Below are 14,482 nucleotides of genomic sequence, written 5' to 3' on the forward strand. Positions count from 1 at the left end.
GTCAGGGGGCCTGGCTCGCCACGACGACGGCGTCGGGTGGGGTGTCCGGGACGGTACGGGCGGCGAGGCGGCGGATGGCGGTGTTGAGCACCGCGATCAGCGGCACCGCGACCAGCGCCCCGGTGATCCCGGCGAGCACCACCCCGGCGGCGATGCCGACGATCACCGCGAGGGGATGGATGGCCACGGCCCGTCCCATGATCAGCGGCTGGAGCACGTGCCCCTCCAACTGCTGCACGCCGATCACCGCGCCGAGAATGATCAGCGCGGTGATCGGGCCGCTGTCCACCAGGGCGACGAGCACCGCGACACCGCCCGACAGCGTGGCCCCGACGATCGGGATGAACGACGCGAGGAAGACCAGCGCGGCGAGCGGGAACGCGAACGGGATGTCGAAGACGACCAGGAAGATTCCGATGCCCACCGCGTCGATGAAGGCGACCAGCACGGTGGCACGGACGTACGCGCCCAGCGTCTGCCAGGACGCGCGACCGGCGTCGTCGACCTTCCAGCGGGCGCCCACCGGCAGCAGCCGCACCAGGAAGCGCCAGATCCGGTTGCCGTCGCGGAGGAAGAAGAACGTCGCGAAGAGGACCAGCACGGTGCCGGTCAGCACCTCGGCGAGGGTGGCGGCGGTGGAGATCGCCCCGCTGGTGAAGGTCTGGGTGTTGCTCTCGACCCAGGCCTCGGCCTCGTCGATGTAGCGGTTCAACTGGCCGTCGTCGAGGTGCAGCGGCCCGGTCTTCAGCCAGTCCTGGATCTGCCGTACGCCCTGCGAGGACTTCTCGCTCAGCTCCGGCACGCCCTGGATGAACTCGTTGACCACCAGGGTCAGCGTGCCGATCACCCCGGCGAGCCCGCCCACCAGCACCACGGCCGTCGCCAGGGACCTCGGCAGCCGCGCCCGCAGCAGCCAGCCCACCGCCGGCGCGAGCAGGGCCGACAGCAGCAGGGCGATCGCCAGCGGGATGATGACGATCCGGATCTGGCCAACGATCTTCAGCAGCGCCCACGCGACGATGCCGATCGCGATCAGCCGCCAGGACCAGGCGGCGGCGATGCGCAGCCCGTGCGGCACGTCCGCGTCGTCGCGGCTGGTCGTCGAGTTGTGCACCGCGGTCGGGTTCTCCGCACCGACGACGGTCGCCGCCGGAGGCGCCACCGGGCCCGGCGAGGCCGGCGAGGCGGTGCCGGCCCGCTCGGGAACCTCCGGCGCACGGCGGGTCTCGGCGGACGCGCGCCCCGCGCGCACCGACTCACGGCCCGACTCGTACGCGCGGCGGAGCCGTCCGCGCATCCGCTCGAAGCGGCTCAAGCGCACCTCCTGCGAAGAAGCCGTTACCGGCCAGGGCGTCAGGTCGGACAGGATACGTCCGACCCTGCCACCGTAGGGCAGATCGGCCACACATTGCCCCCACCCACCGCCGCGTAACCACGCCGGGGTCGGCGGGGCGGGACACGGTAGCGTCTGCGACGTGACCGCCGACAAGAATCTCGACTCCGGCCTGCCGATCCGGCTGCTGCACGACCGCGTGCTGGTGCGCATGGAGGGCGGCGAGGGTGAGCGCCGCTCCACCGCCGGCATCGTGATCCCGGCGACGGCCGCGGTCGGCAAGCGCCTGGCCTGGGCCACCGCCGTCGGGGTGGGGCCGAACGTGCGTTCGATCGTCTCCGGGGACCGGGTGCTCTTCGACCCGGACGACCGCTCGGAGGTCGAGCTGCACGGCCGCGGGTACGTGCTGCTGCGCGAGCGGGACGTGCACGCCGTCGCCGCCGAACGCGTCCAACCGGACTCGACCGGTCTCTACCTGTAGGGCCGTTTGCGCTGCTCCTTCTCGGGAAGCCAGCCGCACCAGCGGCCCTGGGGAGGGACCATGCCGGAGTTGATCAAGAAGTTGCTGTTCTGGGGCTTCATCGCGTTCCTGATCTACTTCATGGCGTTCCGGCCCGAGGGCGCGGCGGAGATGTTCAAGGCGATCGGCGCCGCCCTGGTAGCGATGTTCCAGGGTTTCGGTGACTTCCTGACCAGCCTGATGACCTGACCGACTGGCCGGCTGGTCGGCCGGCCAGCCAGCCGGGTGGCAGCGGGCGCGGTTCAGGGCCGGGCGGGCGGCCAGGGCGCCGGCGGACGCACGCCGGGCCAGCCCGGAGGGGGACCGTAGCCAGGGAAGACGGGCGGAGGCGGAGGCGGGGCGAGGACGACGGGGATCGGGACCACCGGCTCGTCCGGGGCGTCCACAGGCCGCTGGGAGCCGTCCGGGAAGCGCAGGTGGTAGCGGTGCCCGTCCCAGACGCCGACCGGGGCCTGCGGATCCCGGCCCACGAAGTACGCCCGGTAACCGGCGATCGCCTCGAGCAGGTGCCGTTCCTCCGCGGCCGCCCGCGCCCGGTCGACGGGCCGGCGGTCCAGCCCACGGCGCGTCCCGTCGCGCAGCAGCGCGAGCCGGGTCGCGGCGAACTGGTACCCGCGCATCGCCTTCAGGCCCGCGTCACCGCCCACGCGCTTGGCCCACACCCGGGCCGCGTGCCGGCGTCCGAGACTGCTGAGCGCCGCCACCTCCGGCGGGGTGAGCCAGCCGGCCTGGACGTAGTCCGGCAGGGTGCGCTCGGTGAGCCGCCCCTCCCAGGAGCGTAGCCAGACGGCGAGCCCCACCATGCCGAAGAAGATCGGCACCATCACGCCGATGAAGCCGTATAGCAGGATCAGCGGCTGGCCGGTGGCCTGGGTGAGCGTCGGCAGCAGGTTCCAGGTGCCGTGCAGCATCATCGCCAGCAGCAGGCCGGCGACCGGCGCGAGCACCCGTACCCGCCGGTCGGCCGCGCGGGCGGCGATGCCGAGCCCCACACCGGTCATCGACGTGAAGAGCGGGTGGGCGAACCCGAAGAGCAGGATGCGCACGATGAAGATCGCGATGACCTGCTGCGTCCCGGTCGCCGGACCGTACCGTTCCACGCCGGTCGCGTACCCGTAGCCGCCGAGGTACAGGATGTTCTCCACCATCGCGAAGCCGATCGCGGAGAGCCCGCAGTAGACCAGGGCGTCGGTGATGCCGGAGAACTCCCGGCGCCGGAAGATCAGCAGGAGGATCGGCCCGAGCGCCTTGGTCAACTCCTCGATGAACGGCGCGACCAGCACCGCCGTGAGCGCGGTCGGCAGCTTCAGCCGCTCGAACGAGTCGGCGGCGAAGTTGTTCACCGTCAGGGAGGCGGCGGTGGAGACGAACGCTCCCCAGGCGAAGCAGAAGATCAGGTACTTGAGGGGCTCCGGCTCGTACCGGTCGAGCCAGAGGAAGCAGGCCACCAGCACCGGAACCGGGAGGACCGCCGCGATCACCCCGATCAGCAGCGCCTCGCCGCCGAGGCTCTCGCCGAGGGTCCAGACCATGAAGACCGCGCAGCCGGCGATGAAGAGGATCACCACGGCCAGCACCAGGGCGCGTACCCAGCTGACCCGGCGCCGGGGGGCCTTCGTCACGCCTTCGACCGGCGGCGGGACAGGGGCGGCGGTCGGCGGCGGCGGGGCCGCGCCGGGCGGGGTGTCGGCCATGCCGTCAGCGTAGTCACCGCCGGCCCGCCGGACCGCCCGCACCGCCGGCCCGCTATGCTGCCGGCAGGTCACGAGCGCCAGCGTCAAGCCCCGGCTTGCTGGCCGGCAACCCTCGTCGAGGTTCGCGGTGGGGTGCCCCGGGTGATGACCGGGCCCGGCCCGATCCGTGTGCTGGGCAAGCGCGGACCCCGCCCGTGTGCCCACCCGGGGTCCCTGGACCCGGAGGTGCCGCAGATGACCCTCACCCTCGTACCCCCGCCCGTGCCGTCGCGGGCGGCGACCGGACCGCTCGACGTGCTCGGCGTACCCGGTCAGATCAACCTCGACTACGCGGCCACCGCGCCGTGCGCGCGGGCCGCCGCCGACGCGGTGGCGGAGCTGCTGCCCTGGTACGCGAGCGTGCACCGGGGCGCCGGGGCGCTGTCGCGGCGCTCCACGCTGGCCTACGAGCGGGCCCGGCAGACAATCGGCGACTTCTTCGGCGCCCGGGCGGACGACCACGTGGTCTTCACCCGCAACACGACCGACGCGCTCAACCTGCTCGCCCGGGCCCTGCCGGCCGGCGCCACCGTGGTCACCTTCGGCGGCGAGCACCACGCCAACCTGCTGCCCTGGCCGCGCGGCTCGGTACGGCTGCCGGTGCCAAACGACCCGCGCGGAGCGGTCCGCGCGCTCGACGCCGCCCTCGGCGAGCTGCGCCGGGGCGGCACCCCCAACCGGGAGCTGCCGGTGCTGGTCGCCGTGACCGGGGCGAGCAACGTGACCGGCGAGCGGTGGCCGCTCGCCGAACTGGCCCGGGTGGCCCACCGGCACCGGGCCCGGATCGCGGTGGACGCCGCCCAGCTCGCCCCGCACGCCCCCGTCGACCTCAGCGCGCTCGACGTCGACTACCTGACCGTCTCCGGCCACAAGCTGTACGCGCCGTTCGGCGCGGGCGTGCTCGTCGGGCGGGCCGACTGGCTGGACGCGGCGGCGCCGTACCTCGCGGGTGGCGGCGCGACGAGCCACGTCGGGGATGCCACCCACGACGTCCGGTGGGCGACCGGGCCGGCCCGGCACGAGGCCGGCACCCCGAACCTCCTCGGCGCGGTGGCCCTGGCCGCGGTGTGCGCCGCCCTCGCCGGGGCCGACCGGGGCGCGCTGCACGACGCCGAGCAGGCGCTGCTGGCCCGGCTGCGGGACGGCATCGCGGCGCTGCCGCACGTGGTGGAGCTGCGCACCTTCGGCCCGGCAGCGGCGCGCGTGGGGATCGCCTCGTTCGTGGTGGCCGGCCGGGACTCGGGCGAGGTCGCCGCCCACCTGGCCGCGCACCACGACATCGGGGTACGCGACGGCCTGTTCTGCGCCCACCCGCTCGCCCGCCGCCTGCTCACCGAGGCGGCCGGGCGCAGCGGCCGGCGCGACCTGCCGCCGACGGCGCTGCGGGCCAGCATCGGCCTGGGCAGCACCGAGGAGCACGTGGACGCGCTGCTCGCCGCCCTCGCCACGCTGGGCTGAGCTCTCGGGTCATCCGATCGGTGGGGCGGTCGGCGGCTTCGGGGCGCCCTGCGGCTCGGCCGGCCGCCCCGGCGGCTGCTCCAGCTCGCCGAAGGACTTGCGGACCCAGCTGTTCGCCTCCTCCTGACTGATGCCGGAGGCGACCAGCAGGTCGCTCGCGGTGGTACGCACCTGCGCGATCACCACGCTGCCGGAGAAGCCCACGCCCTCCCCGTACGCCCGGCCGGCCTCGCTGACCGCGCGCAGCGACCGCTCGCGCGCCTTCTCGGGCTCCTCGCCGACGGCGAACTCGTGCTTGAGCAGGCGCACCGACTCGGCGAGGTGGGCCACCGCGTCCGGCATCGGGTCGGGGATCGCCTCCTCGTCCTCGATGAGGGTGACCGCGCGCCGGATCAGCGTGCCGCTGTTGCGCATCGCGCGGTCGATCGGTTCGGCCGCCTCGGAGTAGTGCGCCAGTTCGTCGCGCCGGTGCCAGCGCGCCGGCGACAGCATGGCGGTCTCCTTGGCGCCCTCGATCGCCTCGCCGAACACGGCCAACTCCTCCTTGTTGTCGCGCAGCCGTTCCAGCGCCCGCTGCACCTTGTCCCGGTCCCGTTCGCGCAGGCCGTCGGCGGTGGCGTCGAGCTGGGCGGCGAGCAGGTCCAGCGCGGGGCGGGCGGCCCGGTTGAGCACCCGCAGCGGGTTGAGCGGCAGCAGCAACGCGGTGACCAGCAGCGCGATACCGCCGCCGACGAACGCGTCGACGAAGCGGGGTATCTCCAGGTTCTCGGTCTGCGGGCTGAGCGTCACGATCAGCACGGCGGTGGCCGCCGCCTGGATGACGATGGCGACGCTCGCCCCGGCGAAGACGGTCAGGATGATCGCCGAGGTCACGACGAGACCGAGCTGCCAGGCGCCGGTGCCCAGCAGGTAGATGAGGAAGTCGCCGAGGGCCACCCCGACCGCCACCCCCACGATCAGCTCGACCGTCCGCCGGAACCGCTGGCCCACCGAGACAGCCAGGGTGCCGACCGCCGAGATCGGCGCGAAGACGGGTTGCGGGTTGCCGAGCAACTCGTGCGCCGCCAGCCAGGACAGCCCGGCGGCGAGCCCGGCCTGGACGGCGAGACCCAGCGCCATGCGGACGCGGTGCAGGCGGTCGTGCAGGGTCGCCTTCCCACGGTGGTGCAGCTGGCTCATCGCTTCGGCGATCCGCGCGCCGTCGATGTCGACGCCGCCGTCGCGCAACCCGAACCGTTGCGCCATCGAGGGTTGGTCGTTCCGAGCCACAACGGGTACTACCCGTACCGAGCCGTCCAAACCCTGCGCTCGGCGAACCGTCCCCACCGCCGACTTCCCGCGATCTTGCATTTCCCGCCCCGACGAATCCGCCCACAAGGGATAAGTCGGGGGCCGAAAGTGCAAGATCGCGAGGGGTGGGGGCCGGGTTTGATGATCATGACGCGGGGGTCGTAGCCTCGGCGCATGGGTCCCCTCCTCGATGAACTGCGTGCCGCGCTGGGTGACGACGGCGTACTGACGGATCCGGATCTGCTCCGGATGCACGAACGGGACGAGGCGGACCTCTGCGCCTCCGGCACGCCCCTCGTGGTCACCCGGCCGCGCGACACCGCCCAGGTGGCTGCGGTCGTCCGGGCGGCGGCCCGGCACGGCGTACCCGTGGTGCCGCAGGGCGCGCGCACCGGGCTGGCCGGCGCGGCGAACGCGGTCGACGGTGCCGTGGTGATCAGCACGGCGGCGCTGGACGCCATCCTCGAGATCGACCCGGTCAGCCGGATCGCCGTGGTGCGACCCGGGGTGGTCAACGCGACGCTCGCCGCCGCCGTCGCCAAGCACGGCCTCTGGTACCCGCCCGACCCTGGCTCCTGGGAGTCGTCGACCATCGGCGGGAACGTCGCCACCAACGCGGGCGGCATGTGCTGCGTCAAGTACGGCGTGACAACGGAGTACGTGCTCGGCCTGGAGGTGGTGCTCGCGTCCGGGGAGGTGCTGCGCACGGGCCGGCGGACCGCCAAGGGCGTGGCCGGGTACGACCTGACCCGGCTCTTCGTCGGTTCCGAGGGCACCCTCGGTGTGATCACCGAGGTGACCGTCGCGCTGCGTCCCGCCCCGGCCGAGTCGCTGACCATGGTGGCGGTCTTCCCCTCCACCGCCGCCGCCGGCGTCGCCGTGGCGGAGATCGCCGCCCAGGGGCTCTCCCCCAGCCTGCTGGAGCTGCTCGACCAGACCCACCTACGCGCGATCGAGTCGTACCGGCCGATGGGGCTGCGGACGGACGCCCAGGCGCTGCTGCTGGCCGCCGTGGACACCGGGTCGCGGGCAGCCGAGGACCTGGCCGGCCTCGCGGCGGTCTGCGAGGCGGCCGGCGCCGACGAGGTGTACGCGGCGACCGACGCGGTGGAGGCGGCGGCGCTGCTCCAGGCGCGCCGGCTGGCGCACCCGGCGATGGAGAAGTTCGCCGCCGACACGTACCCGGCCGGCAACGGCGGGCTGGTCATCGACGACGTGGCCGTGCCCCGCGGCGCGCTGGTCGCCATGCTCGACGGGGTGGCGCGGATCGCCGCCGAGTGCGACGTGCCGATCGGCGTCGTGGGTCACGCCGGCGACGGCAACCTGCACCCCAACATCGTGGTGGACCGGGCGGACCCGGCGAGCCTGGAACGCGGCCGCCGGGCCTTCGACGAGATCATGCGGCTCGGGCTCGACCTGGGCGGCACCTGCACCGGCGAGCACGGGGTCGGCCTGCTCAAGCGGGACTGGCTGGCCCGCGAGATCGGCCCGGTCGGCGTACGGGTGCACCAGGCGATCAAGGCCGCGCTCGACCCGACCGGTCTGCTCAACCCCGGCAAGGTCCTCTGACTGCCGGCCCGCGCCTCGCACGCCGCGCAGGGACGGCCCGCGCCTCGCACGCGCCGCGCAGGGACGGCCCGCGCCTCGCACGCCGCGCAGGGACGGCCCGCAGGTCGGCGCCGGCTCAGGAGGTCGGGTCCGCCGGGGTGGCCTGGGTCAGCAGCAGCAGGATCTCGTGGGCGATCGGCGGCTTCTCCTCGCCCGGGCAGTCCTGGGAGGTGATCAGGCCGGACGCGGTGAGCAGGCTGGAGGTCAACACGTCGATGCAGGTCACCCGGTACTGGCGGGCCTGATCGGTCTCCTTGGCCAGCCCCGGGTCGGCGAGCAGCGTCTGGAGGCGTGCGAGTTGCTCCGGCGTGAGAGCGCCGGTCGACGTCACGCCGTCGCCGGCGCAGTCGACGCACTCCCACCGGCCGTCGACCTCCACATTGAGTGTCCGCAGAGGCCCGGTCTCGCCCAGCTTCTGAAGCAGGCTGACCCGGCCCTCGCTGATGGTCGCCGCGTTGCCGAGTTGCTGCTGGGGCGGCACCGACCCGTCCGGGCTCGGCGAGCCCCCCGCATCGGCGCCGGAGCAGCCGGCGAGCACGGCCGCCAGCAGCGCGGCGACGGACAGCGAGACCGGACGCGACCAGGATGCGGCAAGCACGCGCCGAAACCTACCCCACCGTAGGTAGCGCACGTAACCCACCGACCGGTCGGGCATCGATGATGGACGTTCCGTGGGCGGATCGGTCAGCGGGACGAGGACGGAAGTTCAACCGCGTCGCCGTCCCCGCCGCGGTCCGCGGCGAAGCCCCGGACGTCCGGCGCGCCGAGCCGAGCCGCGTCGGCGGTCGCGTCGTCCGGCATCAGCTGGGAGTTCCGCTCGGCCGCCACCCGCGCCCGGTAGTGCGCGATCTCCCGCGCCCGCACCTCGGCGTCCCAGCCGAGCACCGCACCCATCAGCTCCGCGGCGTGCTCGGCGGACTCCAGGCCGCGGTGGACGGTCTCGATGGAGATCCGGGTACGCCGGGTGAGCACGTCCTCCAGGTGCAGCGCCCCCTCGGCCCGGGCCGCGTAGGTCACCTCGGCGGCCAGGTACTCGGGTGCGCCGGCCAGCGGTGAGGCGAGCAGCGGGTCCGCGTCGATCAGGGCGAGCAGTTCCAGGGTGAGCGTGCCGTACCGCTCCAGCAGGTGCTCCACCACGCCGACCGGCACCCCGTGGCGGCGGGCCAGGTCCGCCCGGTCCCGCCACATCGCCGCGTACCCGTCCGCGCCGAGCAGGGGAAGGTCGGCGGTACGCGACGCCCGCACCGCCCCGAGCCGGTGGGCGGCCCGGTCGACCACGTCCGAGGCCATCACCCGGTACGTCGTGTACTTCCCGCCGGCGACCAGCAGCAGGCCGAGCATCGGCTCGAACACGGCGTGCTCCCGGGACAGCTTCGACGTGGAGTCCGCCTCGCCGGCCAGCAGCGGCCGCAGGCCCGCGTACACGCCCTCGATGTCGGCGGTGGTGAGCGGCCGGTCCAGGACGGCGTTGACCTGCGTCAGCAGGTACTCGATGTCGCGGGCGGAGGCCGCCGGGTGGGACCGGTCGAGCCGCCAGTCGGTGTCGGTGGTGCCGATGATCCAGTGCCCACCCCACGGGATGACGAAGAGCACGCTCGTCGCGGTACGCAGGATCAGCCCGGTCTCGCCGGTGATCGCCGACCGGGGCACGACCAGGTGCACGCCCTTGGATGCGCGGACCCGCACGCCGGGGCGCAGCCCGACGTCGTCGAGCATCCGCGACATGTCGTCGCTCCACACGCCGGTGGCGGCGATGACGGTCCGGGCGCGTACCTCGAACTCGGCGTCCGGGGAGCCGGCCGGCGCCTCCAGGTCACGGACGCGGACGCCGGTGACCTCCCGGGCCTGCCGGATGAGGCCGACGGCGCGGGCGCTGGTCACCACGGTCGCGCCGAGGCTGGCGGCGGTCCGGGCCAGGGTGACCACCAGGCGGGCGTCGTCGACCTGGCCGTCGTAGTAGCGGATGGCGCCGGCCAGCCCCTCCGCCTTGAGGCTGGGGAAGATCCGGCGGGCGCCCTCGCGGGTGAGGTGCCGGTGCAGGGGCATCCCCCGGCCGCCGCCGAAGATCCCGGCGAAGGCGTCGTAGGTCGCCACACCGGCCCCGTAGTAGGAGCGGCGGAAGACCCGGCCGGGCAGGTCACGCAGGCCCCGGCCGGCCGGCAGCGGCACCAGGAACGGCACCGGCCGGACCAGGTGCGGCGCGAGGCGGGTGGCGAGCAGGCCCCGCTCGGTGAGCGCCTCGTGAACCAGGTGGAACTCGAGCTGCTCCAGGTAGCGCAGGCCGCCGTGGATCAGCTTGCTGGACCGGCTGGACGTGCCGGCGGCGTAGTCGCGGGCCTCGACGAGGGCGACCTTGAGGCCGCGCGAGGCGGCGTCCAGCGCGGCGCCCGCGCCGGTCACCCCACCGCCGATCACCAGGACGTCGAAGCGCTCCGCGGCCAGGCGGCGCAGGTCGGCGGCCCTCCGCTGCGGGGAGAGCTGGCCGGCTGCCGCTCGGGACACGTTGGGGTCACGCACGTCTCCACCGTAGCCGCTCGGCCCGCGTCGGCGGCATCCACGACGCCCGTACCGCCCGGGCCGACCGTCGGCAACGACGCCGTGCGGCGGCCACGGCGCATCGTGGATCTTGGAGGATTGCCAAGATCTCGTTCCGGGTGCGGATCGGGCGGCGGCACCGCCGACTTTGTGGCGGCGACGTACTGTTTGCCCGTGCAGCCTGAACGCCCGGGACACGTCGCCCCGACTCCGCACGGCGTCGAGCCGGGAAGTCCCTGGGCGGTGGTGGCCGCCGTGTCGACCGGGCTGTGGATCGTCGGGCTCACCGTGCTGTCCCAGCTCGGTGGCTGGCTGGCCGACCAGATCCTGCTGGCCTCCGGGCTGGACCGGACGGTGTGGCTCTGGCCGGTGCTGGCCGTCGCCGTCGTGCTCCTGGCCGGCACACCCACCCTGGCCCTGGCCCTGGCGCCCCGCTCGGCCGCCGTCCGCACCACCGGTCGTGTCTGGCTGGTCGCGCTGCTCGGGTTCGGCGCCCTGAGCCTGCTCCGGGCGCTGCCGCCGGTGCACCACGAGGCGTACCTGGCCGCGCTGGCCGCCACGGCCGCCCTGGCGGCACTCGTCGTGCGGCGGCTGCGCCGCCGAGCGGCCGTCACGCCCGTCGCCGCACCGCCGGGCGGACCCTACGCGCCTCCGCCCGGCGCGCCGGCCGTACCGGCCGTACCCCCGCCGGCACCCGACCCGGCGACCGCGAGCGGCGGCATGGCGGACGAGCGGCGTCCCTGGGCCCAGGGACGGGTGTCGCGTCCCGCTCCGGTGACGCTGCTCGGCCTCGCGGGCGGCCTCGCGCTGCTGCTGCCCTGGGTGTGGTTCGGCGCCCTCGGCGGGCTGTTGGAGACGCTGCTCGCCGGGATCGCGGCGGCGGCCGTCGGCGGGTTGGCCGCCGCGTTGCTGGGCGACGGCTTCTGGTCCCGGTTCGCGGTCGGCACGCCGCCCCGACCGGCCCGCCTGGTGCTGGTCGGCGGCCTGGTCGCCGGCGTCGCCCTGCTGTCGCTCGGCGCGGGCGTCGGGCAGTCCGGCGCGCAGCTCCCGCTCCTGCTGACCCTCCCCCCGGCCGGCTTCGCGCTGGCGGCCCTGGCCGCGGCGGGGCGGCGTACCGCGGTCGGCGGCGGGGCCGCGACGGCCTGGCTGGTCGGGCTCACCGTCCTCGGCCCGCTCGCCTGGACCGACGACGAGGAGATCAGCGTCGTCCTGGCGGGCACCCGCGACGTGCCGTTCTGGGTGTCGGTCGCCGCCGGCGCCGGGCTCGCCGTCGCGGTCGTGCTCGCCGTCGGGTACGGCGTGCTGCTCGCCCGGCGGCACGCCATCACACCCCACCGGGCGGTGGCCGCGGTGGCCGCCGCCGTCCTGCTGCTCACGGCGGGGATCGTGGCCGTGGGGCCGGGGCAGCCCGGCCTGCACGGCGAGCGGCTCTTCGTGGTGCTGCGGGAGCAGGCCGACCTGAGCGGCGTACCGGTCACGACCGGCCGGGCCGGCCGCGACGCCCGGGCCCGGGAGGTCTACCGGCGGCTCGTCGAGACGGCCGAGCGTACGCAGGCCGACCTGCGCCGCGACCTGCGCCGCTTCCGGCTGGACCACACCCCGTACTACCTGGTCAACGCGATCGAGGTCGACGGCGGGCCGGCGGTGCGGGCCTGGCTCGCCGGCCGCCCCGAGGTGGACCGGGTGCTGGTGAGCCAGCGGATCCGTCCGCTGCCCGCGCCGGCGGCCGCCGCTCGCGGCGACGCACCGGCCCCGAGCGGTCCCGCGTGGAACGTCCGGCTGATCGGCGCCGACCGGGTCTGGTCCGAGCTGGGCGTCACCGGTGCTGGCGTGACCGTGGGCAGCTCCGACTCGGGTGTGGACGGTGCGCACCCCGCACTCGCCGCCGGCTTCCGCGGCGGCGACGACTCCTGGTACGACCCCTGGGACGCCACCGCGACCCCGACCGACCAGGGCGGGCACGGCACCCACACGCTGGGCAGCGCGGTCGGCCGCGACGGCGTCGGAGTGGCCCCCGGCGCCTCCTGGACCGGCTGCGTCAACCTGGACCGCAACCTCGGCAACCCCGCCTACTACCTGGGCTGCCTCCAGTTCATGCTGGCGCCCTTCCCGGCCGGCGGGAACCCGTTCACCGACGGCCGCCCAGACCGCGCGCCCGACATCCTCACCAACTCGTGGGGCTGCCCGGCGATCGAGGGCTGCGACCCTCGCACGCTGCGGCCGGCCACCGCCGCCCTGGACGCCGCCGGCATCCTGGTGGTCGCCGCCGCCGGCAACACCGGGCCGTACTGCCGCTCGGTCGACGACCCGCCGGCCCCCTACGCGGACGTGCTGACCGTCGGTGCGGTCGACCGGCAGCGCCGGGTGACGGATTTCTCCTCGCGGGGCCCGGCCCCCGGCGGAGCGGCCAAGCCCGACCTGGTGGCGCCCGGCGACAAGGTGCTCTCGGCGATGCCCGGTGGCGGGTACGCCGAACTGAGCGGCACGTCCATGGCGACCCCGCAGGTGGCGGGCGTGGTGGCGCTGATGTGGTCGGCCAACCCGGCCCTGGTCGGGGACCTCCCCCGGACCCGGCGAATCCTGACCGAGACCGCGGCACCGGCCGAGCCCGGCACCGACACGTGCGGCGACGCGCGGAACGTGACCGGCGCCGGTCTCGTCGACGCGTACGCGGCCGTGCGCGCCGCACAGCGGTGAGGGACGGGCCCCGTCCTGGCGCCGCGAGGCAACAGGACCCCTTCTTAACAGTTGGGCCGCGGTGATCTAGGGTCGGCGTCCATGGACGTCGAGATCGTCGAGCTGGGTCCGGACCGGCTGCCCGCCGTGGTTGACCTGTGCGCCCGGTCGCTGGATCTGCCGGAGGACGCCGCCGAGGCGGCGGCCATCGTGGACACGCTCTGGTCGCGGGCCGCCGCCGACCGTCCGGTTGTCGTGCTCGGCGCGTACCGGGACGGCCGCCTCACCGGCGTGCTCATCGGTTCGCTCTCCGGACGCGACGGCACGCAGGGACACGTCGACCTGGTGGCGGTGGACCCCGGGCACCGGCGGCGCGGCGTCGGGCGGGCGCTGCTGTCGTACGCCGAGGAGAAGCTCGCCGGGCTCGGTGCGGTGGAGGTGCTGCTGGCGGGCAACCCGCCGTACTACGCCTGGCCGGGCATCGACGTGCGCTACACGCCGGCGGTCTGCGCGGCCCAGGCGCTCGGCTACACCCAGGACCGCACTGCCTGGAACATGACCGCCGACCTGTCGTACGACGGCAGCCCCGCCCTGCGCACGACGGCGCCGGCGGAGGAGCGGCTGGCCGGCCGGGGCGTCACCGTGCGGCGGGCGGAGCCGGCGGACCTGCCGGCGCTGGCGGCCTTGGCCCGGTCGGTGTTCGGCGGCACCTGGGACGCGGAGCTGGCCGGCTCGGTCGGCCGGGAGCTGGCGGGATGTCACCTGGCGGAGCGGGACGGCGAGCTGCTCGGGTTCGCCGCGTGGGGCTCGTCCCGGCCGAGCTGGTTCGGCCCGATGGGCACGGTGCCGGCGGCGGAGGGCTCCGGCATCGGCGGAGTGCTGCTGCGTCGCTGCCTAACCGACCAGCGGGCGGCGGGGGTCACGGCCGCGCAGATCGGCTGGGTGGGGCCGGTCCCGTTCTACTCGGGCAGCGCGGGCGCCCGGATCGAGCGGGTCTTCTTCCTCTACCGGAGGACTCTCGCGGATCGATAACGGGCGAATAGGATAGATCACCTGATAGCGTCATTCGCCCCCGTCGCCCATCGACGCCCCCTACCGTTTTTGGTAGAGGAGGCGCCATGACCACGGACGACGAACGCCCCGGACCACTGCCCTTCGATCGCCTCGACTACGGCGACGCGGAGCAGCGGGCCGAGATGGAGGGCATCGACGACCCCCCGGCGGACGAGCCGGCGACGGTGGTGGACGAGCCGGTCCAGGTACCGCAGCCGTACGACCGGGCGCACAAGCGGCGCAACCAACGGCCGTTGCCGACATGACGAAGAGGGG

Annotated in this window: 12 protein-coding genes and 1 riboswitch; of the genes, 7 read left to right on the forward strand and 5 right to left on the reverse strand. The window is 74.8% G+C overall.

Annotation, left to right across the window (positions count from 1 at the left end):
* Nucleotide 1: 1 nt before the first annotated feature.
* On the reverse strand, nucleotides 2-1,297 hold the full coding sequence (locus tag HCJ94_RS05780) for an AI-2E family transporter (protein WP_240944000.1): 1,296 nt from the start codon (nucleotides 1,295-1,297) through the stop codon (nucleotides 2-4).
* Between the two features lie 178 nt (nucleotides 1,298-1,475).
* Here HCJ94_RS05780 and HCJ94_RS05785 point away from each other — a divergent pair, with 178 nt between their 5' ends.
* On the forward strand, nucleotides 1,476-1,814 hold the full coding sequence (locus HCJ94_RS05785; RefSeq protein WP_167999914.1) for a GroES family chaperonin: 339 nt from the start codon (nucleotides 1,476-1,478) through the stop codon (nucleotides 1,812-1,814).
* A 60-nt stretch (nucleotides 1,815-1,874) separates the two neighbouring features.
* Nucleotides 1,875-2,042 carry a hypothetical protein gene (locus HCJ94_RS05790; protein WP_167999915.1) on the forward strand — a complete coding sequence of 56 codons (168 nt, stop codon included), beginning with the start codon at nucleotides 1,875-1,877 and terminating at the stop codon, nucleotides 2,040-2,042.
* Nucleotides 2,043-2,095: 53 nt separating this feature from the next.
* On the opposite strand, the gene HCJ94_RS05795 is transcribed toward HCJ94_RS05790, so the two are convergent.
* The gene (locus HCJ94_RS05795) at nucleotides 2,096-3,547 is read right to left on the reverse strand and encodes a PrsW family intramembrane metalloprotease (protein ID WP_167999916.1); all 1,452 of its coding nucleotides are present in this window, start codon (nucleotides 3,545-3,547) and stop codon (nucleotides 2,096-2,098) included.
* Between the two features lie 66 nt (nucleotides 3,548-3,613).
* Nucleotides 3,614-3,735, forward strand: a riboswitch (SAM riboswitch).
* Nucleotides 3,736-3,781: 46 nt separating this feature from the next.
* Between HCJ94_RS05795 and HCJ94_RS05800 the strand changes: the two genes are divergently transcribed.
* Nucleotides 3,782-5,044 carry an aminotransferase class V-fold PLP-dependent enzyme gene (locus HCJ94_RS05800; RefSeq protein ID WP_167999917.1) on the forward strand — a complete coding sequence of 421 codons (1,263 nt, stop codon included), beginning with the start codon at nucleotides 3,782-3,784 and terminating at the stop codon, nucleotides 5,042-5,044.
* 9 nt (nucleotides 5,045-5,053) lie between these two features.
* Here the strand turns inward: HCJ94_RS05800 and HCJ94_RS05805 are convergent, their stop codons facing one another.
* Nucleotides 5,054-6,289 (reverse strand): FUSC family protein, encoded by a 1,236-nt coding sequence (locus HCJ94_RS05805; RefSeq protein WP_167999918.1) that lies wholly within the window; start codon nucleotides 6,287-6,289, stop codon nucleotides 5,054-5,056.
* Between the two features lie 219 nt (nucleotides 6,290-6,508).
* Here HCJ94_RS05805 and HCJ94_RS05810 point away from each other — a divergent pair, with 219 nt between their 5' ends.
* Complete coding sequence (locus HCJ94_RS05810; RefSeq protein ID WP_167999919.1) at nucleotides 6,509-7,903, forward strand: FAD-binding oxidoreductase; 1,395 nt, start codon at nucleotides 6,509-6,511, stop codon at nucleotides 7,901-7,903.
* A 115-nt stretch (nucleotides 7,904-8,018) separates the two neighbouring features.
* Here HCJ94_RS05810 and HCJ94_RS05815 read toward each other — a convergent pair whose 3' ends face one another.
* On the reverse strand, nucleotides 8,019-8,540 hold the full coding sequence (locus HCJ94_RS05815; RefSeq protein WP_167999920.1) for a hypothetical protein: 522 nt from the start codon (nucleotides 8,538-8,540) through the stop codon (nucleotides 8,019-8,021).
* A gap of 86 nt (nucleotides 8,541-8,626) precedes the next feature.
* Entirely contained in the window at nucleotides 8,627-10,444 is a 1,818-nt protein-coding gene (locus HCJ94_RS05820) for a glycerol-3-phosphate dehydrogenase/oxidase (RefSeq protein ID WP_167999992.1), read from the reverse strand.
* A 276-nt stretch (nucleotides 10,445-10,720) separates the two neighbouring features.
* On the opposite strand from HCJ94_RS05820, the gene HCJ94_RS05825 reads away from it, so the two are divergent.
* From HCJ94_RS05825 to HCJ94_RS05835, 3 genes are all read left to right on the forward strand, one after another.
* Entirely contained in the window at nucleotides 10,721-13,174 is a 2,454-nt protein-coding gene (locus tag HCJ94_RS05825; RefSeq protein WP_167999993.1) for a S8 family serine peptidase, read from the forward strand.
* Nucleotides 13,175-13,255: 81 nt separating this feature from the next.
* Nucleotides 13,256-14,185: a GNAT family N-acetyltransferase gene (locus HCJ94_RS05830; protein ID WP_167999921.1), complete on the forward strand. Its 930-nt coding sequence runs from the start codon at nucleotides 13,256-13,258 to the stop codon at nucleotides 14,183-14,185.
* A gap of 86 nt (nucleotides 14,186-14,271) precedes the next feature.
* A complete protein-coding gene (locus HCJ94_RS05835) occupies nucleotides 14,272-14,472 on the forward strand; it encodes a hypothetical protein (protein WP_167999922.1) in 201 nt (66 codons plus the stop codon).
* Nucleotides 14,473-14,482 lie beyond the last annotated feature (10 nt).

Origin of the sequence: Micromonospora thermarum (assembly GCF_012034245.1) — a bacterium.
GTDB classification, from domain to species: Bacteria; Actinomycetota; Actinomycetes; order Mycobacteriales; family Micromonosporaceae; genus Micromonospora; species Micromonospora thermarum.